A 16,256-nucleotide genomic window follows, 5' to 3' on the forward strand; every position below is an offset into this window, starting at 1 on the left:
TCTCAGGTCTGAGGCGTAACGCCCGCGGCCTGCGGCCTGCAGCCTACCGCCTAAGGGCTACGGGCCATGCCCTTACGGCTCAGAGCCGAGAGGCGGCTCGATCCACAATGTGTGATGTGAGTACGTTGCTGGAAGATCTCGATCCTTCCCGTCTGCGGCCACGGCTCCTCGACGTTCTGCGTGACGGCTATTCCGCCGGGCAGCTGACATCGGACGTCGTCGCCGGGCTGACCGTCGGGCTCGTCGCCTTGCCATTGGCGATGGCTTTCGGCATCGCCTCGGGCACGACACCAGAGGCCGGGCTGTACACCGCCATCGTCGGCGGACTGCTGGTCTCCGCGCTCGGCGGCTCGCGTGTCCAGATCGGCGGCCCGACCGGCGCCTTCGTCGTCATCGTCGCCGGGATCATCGCGCAGCACGGCCTTTCGGGGCTGTTGATGGTCACGATGATGGCGGGAGTGCTGCTGGTTGGCCTCGCCGTCACCGGCCTCGGCACCGCCGTCAAGTTCATTCCGCGCCCGATCCTGATCGGCTTCACCAACGGCATCGCCATCCTCATCGCGTCGACGCAGATCAAGGATGCGCTCGGGCTGGCCATGGGGCCCTTGCCCGGCGAGTTCATCGCGAGGATGGAGGCGTACCGGCATGCGCTGCCGACGACCCACGGCCCCGCAGTCGCGTTCACCGCCGCCTCACTCGCGATCATCCTGATCGTGCCGCGACTGCTGCCGCGGGTGCCTGGGGCGATCGTGGCGCTGTTGGCCGGCACAGCCGCCAGCATGCTCATGCCCGGCGTGGTCGAGACGGTCGGCTCCCGGTTTGGCGGCATCCCGTCGGGATTGCCCACGTTCGCGGTGCCGCAGTTGCGGATCGACCTGATCCTGCCGCTGCTGCCTGCAGCCCTGACCGTTGCGCTCCTGTCCGCCGTGGAGAGCCTGCTGTCGGCGACGGTTGCCGATCGCATGACCGGAGACGTCCACAACCCGCACGCCGAGTTGCTCGCGCAGGGGGTGGCCAACCTGTTGGTGCCGATTGTCGGCGGCATCCCGGTCACTGGCGCGATCGCCCGCACGGCCACGAACGTCAAGGCAGGTGCTGTTTCGCCCGTATCTGGCCTCGTCCACGCCGGGACGCTCCTGGCGGTCGTGCTCGTGGCAGCACCACTCGCCAGGCATATCCCGATGGCGACGCTCGCCGCCGTCCTGTTCGTGGTGGCGTGGAACATGGGCGAGTGGTTCGAGATACCGGGCGTCGTCCGGCTCGGGAAGACGGACCGCGTGGTGTGGCTCGTGACGCTGGCGTTGACGGTGCTGGCCGACCTCACCGTCGCCGTGGAGGTGGGGATGGTGCTCGCTGCCCTGCTCTACGTCTATCGCGTCTCCGAGACCAGTTCAGTGTCCATCGTCACGCCCGAGTACATCGAGGAAGGGCAGATGCACAGCCTGCAATTGCAGGACGTGCCGCCTTACGTCAGCATCCTCCGCATCCACGGACCGTTCCTGTTCGGAACTACCGACAAGCTTGCGCTGGCGACGCGGGATCTCTCGCAGTTGCAGCCGATCGTGATCGTCCGGCTGCGGAACATGACGGCCATCGACGCCACGGGCCTCTACGCCCTGGAGTCGTTGGCGGACCGGCTCGAGCAGTCGGGACGGCACCTGTTGCTGTGCGGCGCGCACGACCAGCCGGCCCGCATGCTGCGCCAGGCCAATTTCGTCCAACACATCGGCGCCGACAACATCACGCCAAGCGTCCAGCACGCGCTGAATCGCGCGAAGGAGATTCACGGCTCATTGATGCCTCATGCCTGATGCCTCATGCCGCAGGTCTCAGGTCTCAGGTCTCAAGCCTTACTTGAGACTTGAGACTTGGCGCACAGGCTGTAGCCTACGCCTATGCCCGCCTACTTCATCGTCGAAGTCCACGTGACCAACCCGGAACCCTATGCCGCGTATCGCGATCTCGCGACGGCGAGCGTGGCGCGGCATGGTGGCCGCTTTCTCGCACGCGGCGGCGCAGTCACGGCGCTCGAAGGCGACTGGCAGCCGGAGCGGTTCGTCATCATCGAGTTTCCGTCGGTCGACGCCGCGAAGGCGTTCTACACGTCGGCCGACTACCAGGAGGCGCTGCAGGTGCGGCTGGCCAACTCGGTCGGCAAGGCCTTCATCGTCGAGGGGTATTCCCCGCCGATGTGAGCGGTGCCGGCGCGACCGGGGCCACAGGGGCCGGTGGCCCCTCGAGGGCGCGACGGGCCTCGTTGCGCAGCGTCCGCGCGACGCGGGCATTGACGGCCAGGGCGCGCAGCGTGTCCGGTTCGGCCCTGGCGAGTTCCGCCGGCGTCATCACGAGCGACTTGAGCAGCGAGACCGGCACACCGCGTGCCTCCGCCTTCCGTGAGAGCGCGACGGCGCGGGGTGTGCGCTCGAACTCCTCGAGCTTCCGCATGCAGTCCGGGAACTTGGCCGATGCCTTGCGGTAGAACTCCAGGTTGGCGCGGAAGACGTCGGCCGACCCGGTCTTCTCGGCCACGATCGCCTGACCTTCCAGGTTGCGTCCGAACGCCTCGCCGTTGCCATTGGCAAACAGCGCCATCGTCCAGCGTATGCGGTCCATGACCACATCGGGCACGCGCGATGCGTAACGGCGCTCGTCGTTCACGTCGAGGAACTCGGTGACCGACGCCTGGTACGGCACGGCCTCGAAGTAGAGGCGAACACGCTTGCCGGGGACGACCTTGAAGGCGAAGAGGTCACCCGTGCTGTCGCGATCCCTCGGCGCGACGTCGGTGCCGTCTTCGTACTCGGCGGTCACGCGCACCTGCCAGTCTGCGGGCGGCGCGGCCTGGTGGTCCGATCCGATCACGCGACCGTAAAGCACGGCGGTTGGTCCGCTTCCCGTGTCGCCACCAGCCTTGGCCTCCACCAGCCCCTCGACCGCCGATCCGTCTGCTCTAGACGAGTGCGGTGTGTCGCGACATCCCCACAGCGCCAGCGACACGACGGCAACGGCGGCGGCAACGCGGACAGGCGTCATGGTGCGACCTCCTTCCAGGTGTTGAGGCGGAACGTCGGCAGCGGCGGTGACGACGTCTTCGACCGCACGCAGGCGACGACGACGATCGGGGACGTGACCGGCTCGGGAAACAGCCACTTGCGTGCGACGAACCTATCGGGTTGCGAGACGTTGGTGGCGTCCGCACCGCCGCCGATCATCGCGATGTTTGCGTCCTCGATCTCGATGTTCTCGAGGGCGACCAGTTGCACCTCGCGCGAACGCGGCCCGCTCGGCGCCGGCCACGCGCCGGTGGACTCGAGCCGGAACAAGGCTCGTTGCCGAGCCTGATCGGACTTGCACTGATCCGCAGCGATACGCTCGAACCGGTAGGACACGGAAATCTCACGCACCACGCGACGCGTGGCTGGCGCGATCGGCCGTGATTCCGCCGGCTTCGCGGGGCCAGGGGCGGCCGCTGGCGCCTCGACGATCGACCACCACAAAGGCACCGCGGCCAGGGCGACAACCGCGGCCACGCCGATGGCCACGAGTGCGGGCGACCGGCGACGACGGGGCTTCTGCGTGCCCTCGGTGCCAGGCCGCGCCGCGGCGTCGATACTTGCAACCATGGCCGCGACCGACCCTGTCGAATCAATCGCCGAGGTCTCGGGCCGCGCGGGCGGGAAGAAGCCGGCCGGCAGCGCTTGCCCGATCGCATCGAAGGGCACCCCCTGATTCGCGAGGCCCTCGGCCGACCCTCGATGGAGCGCGACGAGCTCCATCTGGGCCGTGAAGCACGGCGAGCCGGAGGAACCCGGCTCGGTATCCACCCGGTAGCGTAGTCGCGTCGGCTCGCGGCTGTCGTAGCGCCCCGACGCGAGCTTCAACGTGTCGCCCTGCGGATGCTGGATCACGAAGATCGTCTCGTCGGGCTCGAGCTCCCGCCAGCGAGGAGTGATCCACCCGCGCGGCGGCGCGTTCGCCGTCCCTCCCGTCGGATTCAGTCCGGCGGGCTCGGCCAGCCGCAGTACTGCGAAGTCGAGCTGCGCGACCGGACTGCTGGCTACCAGCCAATCGCGCGCGACGTCGAAAGCCTGCCCTTCGCGAAGCCGGGTGCCGTCAGGCGAGAGCTTGAAGTCGAAGCGCACGAGGAGTGGCGGCGCCGCCTCTGAGGCCATCGCCTCCACCACGTGCCGGTTCGTCATGACGAGATCGGGTCCCACCAGGAAGCCGGTGCCCAACGCCCGCCACGCCGGCGCCTCGATGCGACACACGGCCCGCTCCGCCTGACCCAGTCGCGCGCGCCACTGCGCGATGTCGGAGAACCCAGCCCGGAAGACGCGCTTCTCGATGTCCGGCTCGTCCGGCATTGCGGGAGCCAGCTGCAGACGCTCGGCGAACTGACGCAGCGGCGCGTCTTCCGGTCGCGCGTCGCCAGCCTCGACGATCGTCCGCTCGAACGCGATGAGCTGCGGGTTGCCTGGCGCCTCCGCGCGTGCACCGTTGACCAGCGCATCGAGTCGTCCCTGCGCTTCCGCCCACGCGATCAGCCGGAAGATGACGTCGTCGAGGGCCCCTTCGCCGGCGATGACGGCGAACGGCTCATCGAGGTGGAACTCGACCAGCCGCTCCAGCGCCGCCTGGCGTGGAAACGCGGTGCGCAGCGCGACATGCAGCGCCTTCTTCTGCCGACCGTCGAGCGTGTACACGTTCTCGTCAGGTGAACAGCTTCCGCCGCTTGTTGGCGGTGCTCCCCTCGAGCTGCGGATGCTGCGGGTAATCCCCGATCAGGCTGGTGATGCGACCGTGCAGTCGATTGTACGTGAGGGCCTGCGGCGCCTCGCGGATCGCCTTCAGGGCGTAGTAGGTCATCGCCCCGTGATAGGTGCCGTCGATGTTGGCGTCGTACGAGTACTCCTTGTCGGAACAGCCCGACAACAGCACGTCCTTCATCGCCGATTCGGGGTGCTTCTCCACCCGCTTCGGTTTGGCCTTCCAGGGGTTCTGCAGCACCTTGCCGCCGCGAAGGGCAGGGCTCAGGAAACGGACTCGGCGGTCGTCGGGCGTGCGCAGGCCGGGAATGATGTCCGACACCGGTGCGCGTGTCGCAGTTCCGGAAAAGCAGTTGTCGAGGATCACGGTCAGCCGCACGTCAGCGCTGACGTTCTCGAAGAGGTTGCGTAGTTCGTCGTCGACGATGTCGTTGTCGGAGATGTCGTAGGGGCAGAGGATCTCGTCGTACTTTTCCTCGTCGCCGTCGGTGTCGGCCTTGTAGGACCCGTGCGACGAGTTGGTGAACACGAGCACGTCGCCCCCCTTGGCCTTCTTGAGGAGCGTCTTGATCCCGTCGAGCATCCGCTTCTTCGTGGCGTCCTTGTCGAGCGAGATGGTGATGTCCTTGAAGCCGTAGAGCTCCTTGAGCACGCTGGCCCATTCGGTGGCGTCGTTGACGCAGCCGTTGAGGTCCGAGCCGTCGTACGGGTAGTCGTTGATGCCGACGCAGAATGCCTTGTTCGCCATCGCCTGCTCCTTGCCCCCGGATCCCCGTGTTCCTGAATTCCTGAATTCCTGAATTCCTGCGGTCCTGTGATCCTGTTTGTCACTCGTCCAGGTCGAGCAGCGCGTCGAGAGTCGGCGGCTGCACCTGGGCGTGCTCGGCGAGCGGCACGGCTCCGGCCATCGCATCGGCGAGGGTCGTGGGGGCGCGCTCGAGCCCGAGTCCGAGGTTGCGCGCATCCTGGTAGCTTCGCTTGAGCTCGTTGCAGACACGCGTGCGATCTGCGCGCGTGAGGTCCGGCGACGTCCACGCCTCGAGCATCGCGCGACGCACGTGCGCCTCGGCGATCTGGCTGTTGCCGTGACTGAGAGCCGTCAGCGCGTCGCGAAACGGGTTGGCGATCGACGTGAGGCTGTCCCAGTCGTCGCGCTCGTCCACTCGCTCGATCCGGAACAACATGTAGTCCATGCCCGCCGGGGGAACACCCCGCAATCGCAGGACGCCCTGCTGCACCGATAGATCGTGCACGGACAACTGCGAAGCATCGCGCCGGATCACGGCGAGGTAGCCGGCGTGCAATGCCTGCGGCAGCTGCTCGCCCGCATACGAGAGATGGACGCCGAGGTGCTGTCGCCCGGCCCCCGCACCGAAGAGCGTCTGCATGGCCCGGGTGACCGGGCCGACCGCTGCCAGGGCTGACGACAGTGGCGGCTGCACGAGGACCTGGGTGACGGCGTCGATGGCCTTCACGAACTCGCCCAGCACCCGGGTGCCCTCGAGCGCCACCAGTCCGGCCGACAGTTCGACGATGCCGCCGTTGTAGGGCAACAGCGGCGTCAGCGGGTGATCGAGGTGCACGACCGCACCGAGATGCGCCTGATCCAGGCCGGGCAGGGTCATCGGACCCGACAGGCGCGGCAGCTCCACGTCGTGGTCACCGAATCGCAGCCGTACCAGCGAATGCACGGCGGGGTGTCGCGTCGTGAACCAGGCCTGATCCTGCGCGAGGCGCATCTCCGCGAGCCACAGCCGGAAGTAATGCGTCCCGGCCAGGCACGGCGCGCCCGTATCGCCAGCGGGCTGGACCGCCGCGGCCGAAAGGTCGTGCACGACGTAGTGCGGCGCCTCGCGAGCCCACCACTCCTTCAGCGTGTCGAGCAGTGGCACGGGACGGTTCGCTGGCGTGGACCTTCCGATTGACGCGTCGAAGTGAATCTGGAGTCACGCATTCGGAACCTGCCCTCCGGGAAGGGGCGCGTAGACCGTGACCTGCAAAGCGAGTTCGATGGCGGCATCGCGGGCGAGCAGGCGCTGCGCATGGCCGAACACGATTTCCCTGGCGCGGGACGTGAACTCGTGCGCATCGAGCACCGCCCCGTCGCGCAGGTACGGGATGCGGCGTCCGAGCAGCCGGACCAGGTGGGCAGAGAGTTCGCCGTCGAGCGGTGGCAGCACGATCACGGTCGACACTCCCTCCTCCGCCAGCGATGCGCCGATGATCCGCAGGTACGCACACGCTTCGCGCCCCGCGGCCGTGAGGTCCAGTGCCGGCCGGCGAGGCGGCTGCAGCAAGGCGCACGTCATGTCGGGAAAGGCGTGGGCCAGCTGTGAGCCATCGAACAAGGTGCCGCGATCGGTCGTGAGCGACTCGAGCGACTCCTGGATCAGCAGCGTGTCGCCGCCGACGACCTCGAAGAACAGTCCCTGCGGCGTCTCCACCGGCTGTGCCGTGACATGCACCAGGCGAGTGCCGGGATGCGGCACGCCCCCGCGCACCGCGTGCGCGGGGATGGACACGAGCGTGGCCCGTCCGGCTCGCAAGGTGGCCTCCCATGCGTACGACGCCTGCCGGTCGTCACCAGCGGTGGCCGCCACGCTCGCGATCGGCCAGGGCGTCGTCGATGGCGTCGTGGCCTGACGAGCAGGTCGAGAGGCGTGCACCATGCGCACGACCGTCGGCCGCAACCGCAGGTCATCGACGACACCGGACCACAGCAACGCCTCCCAGCACGGCCACGACGTCGCCAAGGCCAGATCGAGGCACACACGTTCGAGCGGTGGGTCGGTCGGCAACGGTGTACAGAGGGCGGTGCCGGTTGGCGGCTGGCGCAGCGCATCGAGGCCGGAGAACGCATCGGTCTTCCGGATCCGAAGCGGCGCCACCGTGACCGGCATGCCCTTGTCGTCGACCAGGGCAACGGAGACGTCGAGTGCGCCGACGCGGCTGCCGGCAATCTCGGTACCTGTGGCGGTCACCCTCGCGAGCCACATCGGGACCACGGGCGGACCCGTATCGACAGGCGTGCGGCTTCGCAACAGCAGCCACGCGCCGGCGCCGAACAGCCCGACAGCCGCGAGCAGCCCGAAACCAACCACCAGCGAGGTCGAGGCGCTCGTGCCGGCGACGGGCTCGGCCGGACGGGTGCCGACATTGCCCCCTGGTTCATCCGACGGGACGGGCGATTGCGCTCCCGCCGCGCTGGGCGCCGACCCTCCAGCGCGCGGCTCGACAGCTTGTTTGGGGGCAGGTGTCGCCTGGGGCGTTCCGGTTCGCGCGAGCCACCACAAGATCAGGAGCAGCGCGACAAGAACTGCCGCGATCAACGCGGCCCGTCCGAGCCACCGGCCGGATGCGCTCGAGGCGACCCGCTTCGCGACCGGGACACCAGCCGATTCCGGTGGCGGCACGGCCATCGGTGCCGCGGCGGGTGGTGGCTCGGGCATGGGCGGGGCGGGTCGCCCAGGCACGGCCGCAGTGCCTGCCGAGGTGATGCGTGCACTGGTGATGGCCGTGGTGCCACCAGTCGATCCGTCCGTAGGCCAGTCGCGCAATTCCACTGGCAACAGGTCCGTGGCGCTGAACAGGACCTCGGGCCGAACGCCCCCCGTAATCCAGTGGTGCAGGGCGATGACGCGATGCAGCCACGGCGCCCATTCGGTGAGGCCCGGCGCATCGGCCATCGGCAACTGCTGGATGCTCTCGATCCAGGACCACGGCGGCAGGCCGCTCGCGGCGCGGTCCGCGTCGTGCCTGACGAGGGCGTCGTGGGCCACGCGCAGGGCCGTCAGATCGACACTGTCGCGCGGGACGCCGGCGCGTACACGTGTCAGCGCCAGGAGAATCGTGAGCTGCCAGGCGCCGAGGACATCGTGTGCGTCCTCGTACCAGGTGAGCGAAAGCGACAGCAGTCGGAGGGCCTGAGTCGGCAGGCGCAGCGCTAACAGTTCGCCCTCTTCCATGGCGATCGCGGCTGCGTGCCGCACCCCGACGCGACGCACGAGCAACGTCGTCGGCCCACCTGGCGACACACCCAGTGCCGCGCTGCGCATCCATAGCCGAAGCGCGAGTTCGGGCCGTGCGGGATGGCGGCTCCACCAGTCCTCGGGCGAGACGGGCGTCAGTCCCTGCGTCACGACGTCGACGTCGGCTCCGAGTTCTCCGCACTCGACCAGATCGAGCGCGATGCTTGCGCGCGCCCACTCGCCCTCGCTGTCGTCCTGCGTCTTCGTGAGCTCGACCTTGCCGAGGTCGGCCAATGCATGCCGGGCCTTCTCGTCGAACGCGCGGCGGGCCCTCCACGTGGCGTGGATGTCGGCGAGCGAGTGGACCTCCGCATCCACGAACCAGGCGCCGGTGGACTCGGGACTGAGCGGCCGTTCCACGATGAAGGCGCGCATCCGCTCGCGATCCGCGATCGGCAGGGCCTCCGACGTCGCCAGGAGATGTCGGTTGAGCCTGCCGTGCTCGCCGAGGCGCAGACGGGTGACCGCCTCGATGCGCGCACGCTCGACGACATTGGCCACCTGCGTGTTGCGGGCACTCGTGGCCACGGAGGTCAGCTCGGCGAGCAACCGCAGGCCCTCGTCCGCGCGCCCCGTCTCCACGTAGTCGAGCGCGATGGCGACGGCCCTCGGCCGGACGAGTACCTGCCCGGGATGCTCCGGTACGGCCACGTCGCCTGGCAGGATCGGCGAGGCGCCGCGCAACGAGACCACCGTGGGCACCTCCGGGACGCGGAGGGCAGCGGTGAGCCGCAGCCGCAGCGACTCGAGGCGATTGGCTGCGATATCGCTGCGCACAGCCGGCAATGCGTCGAAGCGGGCGAGCGTCTCCTCGATGGTTTCGAGCCCGACGAGGCCGCGCATCGCCTCCAGCGACACCCACGACGGCGCGTCGAGGCGGGGCGGCCACTGAAGGCACGGCAGGACGCCGCGATCGTGCGATCCGGTCATCGTCTGCAGCGCGTCCTGGAAGCGCTTGCGCGCCAGGTCCGCGTCCTGGCGCCGCGCGGCGAAGCGGCCCACGCACGCGAGCGCGATGGCGCGTGCCGGCGCGTGCCGGACGTCGGCCGCCGTCACCGCCATCCGTTCGAGGAGCGGTTGTGCCGGCGCGAACGGGTCGGCTTCTCGCTCGACGGCATCGGCGCAGGCCATGAGCGCGGCGATGGCCGGCGCCAGGTGCGACGGGGCCGTCACCGGCACGGTGCGATCAGACAGCAGGTTGTACAGGCGGAGCGCCCACATGTCGAAGGCAACGGCCGTGTCGGGCTCTCTCGAGGCGGAGGCCAGCGCGCCGCTTGCGATGCGCACGAGCACGCTGGCGCGTTCATACGGCTCCTGCAGTACCTGCGCGCCCTCCCAGGCCTTCCGCCAGAGTTCCGCCGTCGCTGCGGCCCCCGACTCGTGCATCGCACACTCGCCGAACGTGGTGACCAACGCGCCCCAGGCGCCCGCGTCTACCGACTCCGTGGCCAGCGCCGTTTCGTCCGCGAGCAGTCGTCCGAGGACGCGCATCCCCCAGGGGGCCTGCGCCCCGTGCACGACGCGGGTATCGAGGATCCGCCATGCGCGCAGCAGGTCCTCGCGGTCGCCACGCACCATCTGCACAAGCGCCTGGACGACCGCTTCGTCTGGCACCTGGTCGGCCGGACCCGCGTCGAGCAGGGTCCACAACTGGGGCAGCATCCGTCGCCGCGCGTCCTGCAGTTCGCGCGGCGCCTCGCGCTCGAAGTAGCCGATCAGGCGCGCCCGCAACTCGGGCTCCACCGCGTAGTACCCGCCTGCCTGCCGATCGATCCACTCCTGGGAACCGATCTCGCGCAGCACCGCATCGGCCACCTCGCTGCGCACGTCCACGCACGCGCGCAGCGTCATGTCGTCGAAGCGGCCGAGCAGGGCGACGTGCGGCAACAGGCGGCGCACGTCCTCGTTGCGGATGCGATCGAGGATGCGGATGCGGACGAAGTGATCGACACGATCGCCGAGGATGGTCTCGGGACCGATGTCGTGCTGCTTCGCGATCCAGGTGGCGTACACCGACAGGCTGAACGGACTGTACCGGGGTGGGGAGTCGTCCTGCGCGAGCCCCAGCGCCGCCGACGATGCGACCGCGATGCTCCGGCTGAGCACAGGTGGTACCAACGCTGCCGGCACCGCCGTTCGTCCGAGGTATTCCCTCGCCTCCTCTTCCGAGAACGCAAAGACCCGGTGCAGGCGCAACCACGGCCGGGACGGCAGCCGCGACGTGACGGCCTCGCCGCCGGCGTAGGCGCCAGCGAGCGGACGGCGTCCGCACAGCACGACCCGCAGCGCGGGCATCTTCGAGTGAAGTCGCTCGAGCAGGTCGAACGTGCGCTCGACGCTGGTCGGGAGCGTGCCGTCGGGACCCAACCGGTCGAGTTCCTCGCATGTATCGAGGAGCAGCACCACACGCGCGCCGCGCTGGGTCGCCACGCCGTCGCACGCCCAGCGAAACACGTCGAGCATGTCGTCGATGTCGGCCGCCGGCGTCGCGTCGCGACCAACGCGCTCGTGCAGCAGCGCGATCTTGTTGAACAACAGCCCGAAGTTCTCCGATGCGCGCAGGCTGTCGTCCTTGAGCCGCAGCTCCTCGGCCAGTTGCGCGAACAGCAGGCCGGGCCGGCGGGCCGGGTAGTCGGGGTTGATGTGGTCGAAGTCGATGCGTGCGGTGACCGTCGGCGGCACCGTAAAGCCCGGGGGCACATGCTCCGCAGTACCCGACGTCAGCGCCCGCATCAGCATCGTCTTGCCGACACCGCCGCCACCGAGGTAGTGGATTGCCCAGAGGTCGTCCGGCCCGGTCAGCAGATCGTGATACGCGTCGAAGAGCGCGGGGCGCGGGAGGTAATCACGCAGCATCGCGCGGTCGTTGCGCTGCCGGTCGAACAGTGCAAGGCGCCGCACCGCGCGCTGGTGCAGCGTCGTGGCTTCTCCCGGCACGATCTCGGCAACCCGCTGAAGGGCCTCGATCCATAACCACGCCTCGTCCGGCCGCGCGCGCGCCAACGCGTCGGTGAGTTCGCGTTCGACGACGTCCCGCAACGTCGACGTCGGGCCGGTGGCGTTGGCAGTGACGACAGCCCAGCGCCAGGTGGCGGTGGGCATGTGCTGGTCGCGCGGTTGCACGAGGATGCGGCCTGCAATGTCGCGCGCCAGCGCCGCGAGCCGATCGCGACCGTCCTCGGCCTCGATCCGCGAGAGCCAGGCCGCGCGCGCGTTGCGGGGCACCCAGAACAGGCGCTGTTCGGGCGTGACCTGGCCGGTGTCGTCGATCGACAGCGGCGTCACCATCGTCTCGATCAGCCCTTCGTCACGCCAGGCCGCGAGGACGTCGAGATCGGAAGCGAGTGTCCACCCGGGCATGCCGCACCGCGTCGCCAACGTCGGCGTCCACACCGGGACGAGGCAGACCCAACGAATGCACGCAGGATCGAGCCGATCCGGCACCCGGGGACCAGCGCTGCCCGCAAGCAGTGACTCCACACGCGCAAGTGCGTCGCTCACGTCTGGCAAACCCGGTGCGGTAGCCATCAATGGTCTCCGAGCGTGCTCAAGACGTCCTCGTCGGTGGCGGCCACCACGACGTCGACGTCCTGCAGCGTCAGGAGCACGTTGTTGAGTGGCTCGGCCTTCTCGCGAAACTGGGACGGGTAGCCCGACGCCGTCGCGCGGTGGATCGAGTTGTAGAACCGATCGACGTCGAGCAGCGCGAGCTTGGGCGAGAACACCAGCGGTTTTGCGCGGTGCAGCAGCAGGTGCAGGTAGATCGACCGGTCGCTGACCGCTTCACGCAGCGGCTGCAGTTCCTCGCGGATGGCCCAGTTGGACACGGCGTCGAGCGCCTTGCGCACCTGCTCGTACGGCTCGGCGTAATTCAGGTCCTTGCGGTAGGTGAAGGCGACCGGAATCGGGTCCTGCTCGGTGCCGAGACCGCCGGATCGCAGGAGATCGACGATGAAACGGCCGGCGGCGCCGGCATATCGCTGCACTTCGTCGAGGAGGACAACGGCGAGCGCACGCCCCTGCCGACCACCCGGCGTGTTGAGTTGTGCGACGACCTCGTCGCGCAGGCGCCACAGATCCATCTGCAGGGCTGTCCGGAATCCTTCGGCCTCATTGATCGCGAACGCATCCTCGACAGACGGGTCCAGGGTCGCCGGACGGCCCTTGATCGACTTCGTGAGCTCGAGCACCTGCGACGAAAGCGTGTGCGCTGGCAGGCCGAAGTGCAGGCGCGTCGACATCGCGGCGGCGAGAATCTCGCGTACGACGCCGGGAATGTCGGTGGGCCGCTCCGGGGATGCCTGGCTGTGCAGCCGGAGGCAGGGCACGTGCCCGGCGTGGATGGCCGCGGCGGCGAGTTCCTCGAGGAGCCTCGACCCGCCGAGCTGCTTCTCGGTGTCGGTGTCACTCATCGCGATGCCGAGCAGGCGGCGCGTCCCGCGCGGCGGCGGTGTCGTGGCCTCGCGCCACTGATCGAAGAAGCGCAGTCGTCCGCAGAACGCGGGCGGATCGGCCTGATGCCGGAACTGGCGTGCCGCCGACTCGCGCTTGCGCGCGGCCTCGAGTTCGACGTCGTCCACCACCAGCGTCGCCGAGGCCTCGATGAAGACCACCGGTGTTGCCCAATCCACGGTGTCGAGGGGGTCGAAGCCGTGCGTGAAGGCGCCGCGGCGCCCGGCAGCCGCCGACCACGTGGGGTCACCACGCAGCAGCGACTGGTAGAACTGCCGCGTGAACAGGCGGCACGCGATGTCGGCCACCTTGCCGCCCATGCCAATCACGAGTCCGGGCCCACCGCGGACGCCATCGCCTGCCACGAGTTCGGCGCCGAGCGGCAGCGTCCCTGCCCTCGTCGGCAGCACGCCCGCGCCGCCGCCGAACACCTCGATGCCCGAGAGGCTGTCGATGGGATCGGAGGCCGGTGGCAGAGGCGTCGCGCTGTAGCACGCGTTGAGGACCAGGACCGGTGGATAGGTCACATGCCCGGCCGCGTCGGTGGTGGCGAGCAGCGCCAGCAGCTGCGGCGCGGTGTAGTCCTGGAATGGCAACCCGGGGTCGGACGCGAGCAGGCGCAGGGCGCCGCGACCGTCCGAGAATCCGCCGTGACAGATGAAGTGCACGACCGACGGCTGGAAGTCCGCGACCGAGGCCTGCAGCGTCTCGGCGGTAGCATCGCGCAACACACGGCAATCGAGAGTGAGATCGAGCGCCTCCAGCCGGCGCAACAATCCGAGGTACTCGGCGCCGGCGCGAATCTCCGCGTCGTCCTGGAGTGCGCCGATGACGAAGAGCACGCGGGGCGTGAACGAGCGGGGCGCCGTGTCGGCGACGGTCGCGGTGATCTGCCGGCTCATGAGCACCAGCGGACCGGGGCGCGCAGCAAGGAAGTGCTGCCCGTCGTGCATCAATTCCCACGGCAGGCGCATCAGCGCCCAGGCGTCCGCCGGACAATCGAGGCGGAGGTCGACCGCTGCACCGCCGGCGCGTGCGAGCACCTTCGCCCATGTCTCCCCGCCGAGCACGAGTTCGAACAGGTAACGCCCGAATCGGCGTGGCATGCCGTCCGAGGCCTGTCCGGACGCCATGTTCGCGTACCAGCGGCCGAGCGTGTTCGCGTCGAGCGCGTGGAGGTCGGCCGCGTCGGCGGCCGCTGCCGCCAACGGCGCATGGCAGGCCGGGAACGTCAGCAGCTGATCATCCGGATCCGGGAGCGGCAGGGCTGCGAGGGTCCGCTCGGATCCCGCAACGGGGAGCCCGTCCGGATCGCGCACGTCGACCGTCCAACCGCCTGTGGCGGTGGGTCGCAGCTGCACCACGAAGCGGACCGGCACGGTCATCGCCTTGGCTCCATGGCCATCAGTTCGCGTGCCAGCAGCACCGCCTGCGCATCCGCGATCCTGGTGACGTCGACGGCGGCCGCGCGACTCCCTGGCTCGCGCACCGCCGGCAGCCAGGTGAGCAGGTCATCGCCGATCGACTCGCCGTCGAACCCGGCAGGGCTGCCCTCGCCGTCCTTTCGCCGGACGACGCTGGCGGCAACGAGCGCACGCGCCCAGGATCGTCGAGGCTTGGCGGTGAGCGTGGTCGGACGCTTCCGTAGTGTCGCCGACCATGTGCCGAGGGCCTGACGACACCACTGCGACGACTCCCAACCCGTCAGCGTTACCCATTGCGTTCGCCGTACCTCGTGGCTCAGCATCGCCTCGACGACGCGTTCCCCGTCGTGGACCTGCGTCGACAACGCTGGATCCCCGTCGGCAATGACGCGCCATCCCGCAAGGTCGGATTCGACGTCGGTCAGCGACGCACCCAGCACCCGGCACGCATGCGCCATGACCAACAGACGCACGACGGGGGGCGGATAGCTGTCGCGGCGCGCGACCATGGCAGCGACGTCGTGTGTCTCGGCGGTGGCAAGCGCCCACAAGGCCCAGGGGCCATGCATCAGGGCCGCGTACATGTCGGCAAATGTCTCGCCACTCCATTGCATCCAGTCGTCGGTGGCGCGCGCGTCGAGGCCGAGCGCCTGCACGATGGCGACGCGCTCGGTGTAGCCCAGCAGCCGGGCGTCGACGACGTGGCCAACCTCGTGGCCGAGATGAATGAGCCACCATGGCGCCGTGACGCAGGAGGCCGGCACTCTTACGACGGCAAAGGGCAGTTGATCGAGCGCGCGGCGCAGGAATGGCGCGTCGATGTCGCGCCGCAAGGCACCCGGCACGAGGCCGTTCGGGAACACTTCCGGCGTGAGCGACGGCTCGACGTAGGGCAGCGGCGGCGGCCCCGACTCGGCGCCATCTTTGGACACGAGCGCGGCAAAGGGTTCGCGATGGCAGCTCCACACCACCTCGTCGGCACCCGTCAGCACCGCGCCGAGTGCGGGGTCGTCGCGCTGATCGAATCGCTCGCGAAAGAAGTCCCACAGCCGGCGGAGCCACGCGAGGCGACGGTCGTGCACGCGAGCCTGCTCGGCGAGTGACGGGCCTGCGCCTGTCATCGAGGCCATTGCGACCCGCAGTTCCGCCAACACCCGGTCCACGAGCGTGAACGCGGCATCCAGCTGTGAGCGATGCTGCCCGAGCGCGTCAGCACGCACCCGAAGCGCCCGCCACGCGTCGAGTTCGCGTTTCAGGCGACGCCACTCGGCCTCTGACTCCCAGGCGCCAGGCATGCAGTCTCATTCACGCCAGCTGAGCCAGCAGCGCGTGAGCCCTCACGTTGGAGGCGCGCCACGGGCCCACGGCCGCCGCTCGCGTGCGTGCGGAACTGGCTGCCCTGGGCATGCCGCCGGTGCGAGACGAGCGCTTGGCCATCGTGTTACCTCGACGCGACATGCGTCCCGGCGAGCGAATTCGGGGTCATGAGCGACAACGCTCAGTCGGTGCGCAACGAACACGCGTGTGCGATCTGACGGGTTTCGCCGTTCTTGTCGGTACACGGCAATACGCAAGCTGGAGCTTTC

Annotated in this window: 9 protein-coding genes; 2 read left to right on the top strand and 7 right to left on the bottom strand. The window is 69.2% G+C overall.

Features of this window, described 5'->3' with window-relative positions; genetic code table 11:
* Nucleotides 1-116 precede the first annotated feature (116 nt).
* Both LuPra_RS30450 and LuPra_RS30455 read left to right on the top strand, forming a co-directional pair.
* Nucleotides 117-1,811, top strand: a complete 1,695-nt coding sequence (locus tag LuPra_RS30450; RefSeq protein ID WP_234800629.1) for a SulP family inorganic anion transporter — start codon at nt 117-119, stop codon at nt 1,809-1,811.
* Nucleotides 1,812-1,895: 84 nt separating this feature from the next.
* The gene (locus LuPra_RS30455; RefSeq protein WP_110174261.1) at nt 1,896-2,195 is read left to right on the top strand and encodes a DUF1330 domain-containing protein; all 300 of its coding nucleotides are present in this window, start codon (nt 1,896-1,898) and stop codon (nt 2,193-2,195) included.
* Here LuPra_RS30455 and LuPra_RS30460 read toward each other — a convergent pair.
* The 7 genes from LuPra_RS30460 to LuPra_RS30485 form a co-directional block, all read right to left on the bottom strand.
* Complete coding sequence (locus LuPra_RS30460; protein ID WP_110174262.1) at nt 2,164-3,033, bottom strand: hypothetical protein; 870 nt, start codon at nt 3,031-3,033, stop codon at nt 2,164-2,166. The two genes, LuPra_RS30455 and LuPra_RS30460, sit on opposite strands and share 32 nt — an antisense overlap.
* Nucleotides 3,030-4,703: a trypsin-like peptidase domain-containing protein gene (locus LuPra_RS30465; protein WP_110174263.1), complete on the bottom strand. Its 1,674-nt coding sequence runs from the start codon at nt 4,701-4,703 to the stop codon at nt 3,030-3,032. The genes LuPra_RS30460 and LuPra_RS30465 overlap by 4 nt, the downstream gene beginning before the upstream one ends.
* A 7-nt stretch (nt 4,704-4,710) precedes the next feature.
* Nucleotides 4,711-5,514: a caspase family protein gene (locus LuPra_RS30470; RefSeq protein WP_157899875.1), complete on the bottom strand. Its 804-nt coding sequence runs from the start codon at nt 5,512-5,514 to the stop codon at nt 4,711-4,713.
* Nucleotides 5,515-5,593: 79 nt separating this feature from the next.
* Complete coding sequence (locus LuPra_RS32430; RefSeq protein WP_157899876.1) at nt 5,594-6,658, bottom strand: hypothetical protein; 1,065 nt, start codon at nt 6,656-6,658, stop codon at nt 5,594-5,596.
* A 54-nt stretch (nt 6,659-6,712) separates the two neighbouring features.
* Nucleotides 6,713-12,322 (bottom strand): hypothetical protein, encoded by a 5,610-nt coding sequence (locus LuPra_RS30475; protein WP_157899877.1) that lies wholly within the window; start codon nt 12,320-12,322, stop codon nt 6,713-6,715.
* Complete coding sequence (locus LuPra_RS30480; protein WP_110174266.1) at nt 12,322-14,631, bottom strand: CHAT domain-containing protein; 2,310 nt, start codon at nt 14,629-14,631, stop codon at nt 12,322-12,324. The genes LuPra_RS30475 and LuPra_RS30480 overlap by 1 nt, the downstream gene beginning before the upstream one ends.
* Nucleotides 14,628-15,965, bottom strand: coding sequence for a hypothetical protein (locus LuPra_RS30485; protein ID WP_110174267.1), 1,338 nt, complete (start codon nt 15,963-15,965; stop codon nt 14,628-14,630). Before LuPra_RS30485 ends, LuPra_RS30480 begins: the two co-directional genes overlap by 4 nt.
* Between the last annotated feature and the right edge of the window lie 291 nt (nt 15,966-16,256).

This window comes from Luteitalea pratensis, from assembly GCF_001618865.1.
GTDB classification, from domain to species: Bacteria; Acidobacteriota; Vicinamibacteria; order Vicinamibacterales; family Vicinamibacteraceae; genus Luteitalea; species Luteitalea pratensis.